The 3,300-nt window shown below is 47.2% G+C and carries 3 protein-coding genes; 2 read left to right on the plus strand and 1 reads right to left on the minus strand.

Features of this window, described 5'->3' with window-relative positions; all coding sequences use genetic code 11:
• On the plus strand, positions 1-234 hold a 234-nt coding region (locus PN462_RS17610), incomplete at its 5' end, for a hypothetical protein (protein ID WP_272130130.1).
• A gap of 4 nt (positions 235-238) precedes the next feature.
• Here the strand turns inward: PN462_RS17610 and PN462_RS17615 are convergent.
• Entirely contained in the window at positions 239-967 is a 729-nt protein-coding gene (locus PN462_RS17615) for a Bax inhibitor-1/YccA family protein (protein WP_272130131.1), read from the minus strand.
• 137 nt (positions 968-1,104) lie between these two features.
• Between PN462_RS17615 and PN462_RS17620 the strand changes: the two genes are divergently transcribed.
• Positions 1,105-2,736 carry an ABC transporter substrate-binding protein gene (locus tag PN462_RS17620; protein ID WP_272130132.1) on the plus strand — a complete coding sequence of 544 codons (1,632 nt, stop codon included), beginning with the start codon at positions 1,105-1,107 and terminating at the stop codon, positions 2,734-2,736.
• Positions 2,737-3,300: the final 564 nt, after the last annotated feature.

Below are 3,300 nucleotides of genomic sequence, written 5' to 3' on the forward strand. Positions count from 1 at the left end.
GTAGAACGAGACACCGTTGTTTCAGACACTTGTGAGAGACATTTTCTCCCCCTCTCCCAAGGTTGGGAGAGGGGGTTGGGGGGTGAGGGCGACTCCAAACCGCCATATCTCGTTACCCACCTTGACAGGGCTGGCATTGCCCACCCTACGATGATCAATATAAAGATTAACCTGAATACCGACCAAAAAAAGACACCCGGATGGGGTGTCTTAATACAATCTTCTCTAACCTAATGCGTTAGTCACGGCCACCACTGAGGAGGGTAATTAAACGCAAGAGGAAAATAAACAAATTGATATAGGTTAAATACATCGAAAGAGCAGCACTGAGATACTGTTCATCCCGGTAGGTGCGGGGGAGAACATAAAAATCCACCACTGCCAGTCCAGAAAAGATCAACACTCCTGCCGCAGAAATGCCAATTTGCAGGAAGGTGGGGAAACCGCCCCCGAAGAAAGTAAAGAGCAATTGGGCAACTAAAGCAACGACTAAACCAATGAGACCAATTTGCACTGTTTTCATTAGCGCAAGGCCATCTTGATCAGATAAATTCGAGCCAATGCTCTTACCCGCAATAAAGGCAACCCCGCAACCCAAGGCCGCAAGACCAATACCTTGCACTCCTGCTGCCGATTGTAACGCCCGTAAAATAATCACGGTGAGGGTAAACCCGGACAGCAAGCTATATAATGCCAGCAACGGTATCGCAACGGCATTATTTTCTTTTTCCGCAACGCCACGGGCAACGAAAAACAGGATTAACTCGGTAATCAATGCGCCCCAAAATAGAGGCATAAAGAGGCTAGGGTTGGCTTGAATGATACCCAAACCACCATAAGTCCCGACGGCGGTGAGGAGTAACGCCCCTCCTAAATAGGGCATGGCGTTACTAATGACGTTGGGGCCGACTAATTCCCGTCTGCCCGCCTGTTGAATAGAATCGACAAAATTACTGTTATTGGCCATAGCTCACGAAAAGTGAATCAATCATCAGATTTTTTCTTCTATTCTATCTTTCTTTTTTGATCATTACTCTGGATAACCAGCCTTGCTCTATCCTGTACAATGAAACGCTTGAATATTTCACGAGAGGATTCCTATTGGTGTTTAGACGATCGCTGCTTCAATTCTTCAGTCTCTTTCTCTGCTGTTTTTTCCTGGTGGTGGGCTGTAATACCGCACCGTCGGGGGAAAATGGGGACACGGCCACAGGCAATGGTGAACCAACCACCGATCGCATTACCCTGGGGACCACCCTCAAACCCCGCACCCTGGACCCCGCAGACGCTTACGAAATCGCTGGATTAAATATTATTGCCAATCTCTGCGATTCCCTCTACACCTACAAACCCTCCACCACAGACCTTGAACCCCATCTCGCTACGGAAATGCCCGCCATTAGCGAAGACGGCCTCACCTATGTGATTCCCATTCGGGAGGATGTAGTTTTTCACGATGGCACAGCTTTAAATGCAGAAGCGGTGAAGTTTTCCCTAGACCGCTTTATCCAAAATGGGGGTAAACCCTCCTTTCTCCTGGCCGATATTGTGGACACAGTGGAGGCTACAGGGGACTATGAAGTAACGATCGCGCTAAAACAACCCTTTGCTGCATTTACCGCCCTCCTCGCCTTTGCGGGGACTTGTGCGGTCTCTCCAGAAGCCTATGCCCTGGGCGAAGGGGAGTTTACTCCCAATGAGTTTGTCGGGTCCGGGCCCTATAAACTGGCCGCTTTTACCAGTGACTCGCTGCGTTTGGATGTGAATGAGGACTACTGGGGAGAGGCCCCGAACAATGAAGGGGTGGATATCCAAATTTATAATGATAATTCCGCCAACTTGTTTAATGCGTTCCAAACCCAAGCGGTGGATATTGCCTATCAATCCTTAGACCCCGATCAAATTAGTAACTTGTTAGAAGGGGCTGAGGAAGGGCAATGGCAGGCCATTGAGGCCCCCGGAACGGCAGTGAGTTTTATGGCCTTAAACCGCAACCAGGACCCCCTCGACCAACCAGAAGTCCGTAAGGCGGTGGCTTCTATTGTCAATCGGGATTTAATTAATGAACGGGTGTTAAAAGGGCAAGCAGACCCCCTTTACAGCTTAATTCCCACGTCGTTTACGGCTTATGATCCTATTTTTGAGGAAGCCTATGGGGATGGCAATGTGGAACAAGCGAAACAATTATTAGAGGAGGCGGGTTATACACCGGATAATCCTGCGGTGATTGAGGTTTGGTTTCCGTCGGGTTCAGCAACGCGCAGTTTAGCGGCACAAACCCTACAAGCGTTTGCTGAACAGGAGTTAGAAGGGTCACTCCAGTTTGACCCGAAAACGGTGGACGGGGCGACGTTTTTTCAGAATATTAAAAAGGGCATTTATCCCGCCACGATGGTGTTTTGGTATCCAGATTTCTTGGATGCGGATAATTATATTCAGCCTTTTTTAAGTTGTGCGGAAGGGTCGGAAGATGAGGGCTGTACTCAAGGTGGGGCGGCAACTCAAGGGTCTTTTTACTATGATGAAAGGATGAATGAGTTAATTGAAGCCCAACGTCAAGCGGCGGATGAGTCGGAACGGTTAGAGGTGTTTGGCGAAATTCAAGAGCGTTTGGCGGAGGATGTTCCCTATGTTCCCCTTTGGCAAAATAAGGAGTATTTGTTTGTACAAAGTGGGATTGAGGGGGTTGTGATGAATGCGAGTCAGGATATTCCTTTTAGTTTGATTGAGAAGTAGGACTTGGTAATGGGGAATTGGGAATTAAAAATTGGGAATTAGTAATGGGGAATTAAAAATTGGGAATTAGTAATGGGGAATTGGGAATTAGTAATGGGGAATTGATAAAAAATAATGCGGTAAGCATTCGTTTAAACACATGAAGTAAGAGTCGAGGTGGATGGCTGAATGCTTACACGAAACCAGTCAGAAAGCCATCCGTTATTTGTATTCTATATGAGGGCTTGCGGATTGTGGCGTTAGGGAAAGCGCGTTACTGCTGATGGAGGGAATGTAAGACGGACTGGTAAAACTTCGGTTTTGTCAGACGCAATTCCCAATGAAATTAGAAGCCCTAACTATACCGCTTGCGGTTAGTTAGGGTAGTTCACCCTTCTGTATCCACTATAATACAATAAGAGAAGTATCAGTCCAAAACTTAATGTCAGCACCTCTTCCTTGAAGGAAGAGGCTTCGTGCCTTCCTTCAAGTAGCTGACCAGTCTCTGTCCTTCATGGACTCCGTTTCCTAAGCCATCAAACCCTAAAATGCGTAGCTAGTTTTAGGCTCTTTGTCTGGTCATTA

The sequence above is a fragment of the Spirulina sp. CS-785/01 genome (genome assembly GCF_028330525.1).
Classification (GTDB): Bacteria; Cyanobacteriota; Cyanobacteriia; order Cyanobacteriales; family Spirulinaceae; genus JAQMSD01.

Bases quoted from the DNA above. Each gene is read 5' to 3' on its own strand.
- PN462_RS17615 (WP_272130131.1), bottom strand. From the start codon at position 967: ATGGCCAATAACAGTAATTTTGTCGATTCTATTCAACAGGCGGGCAGA.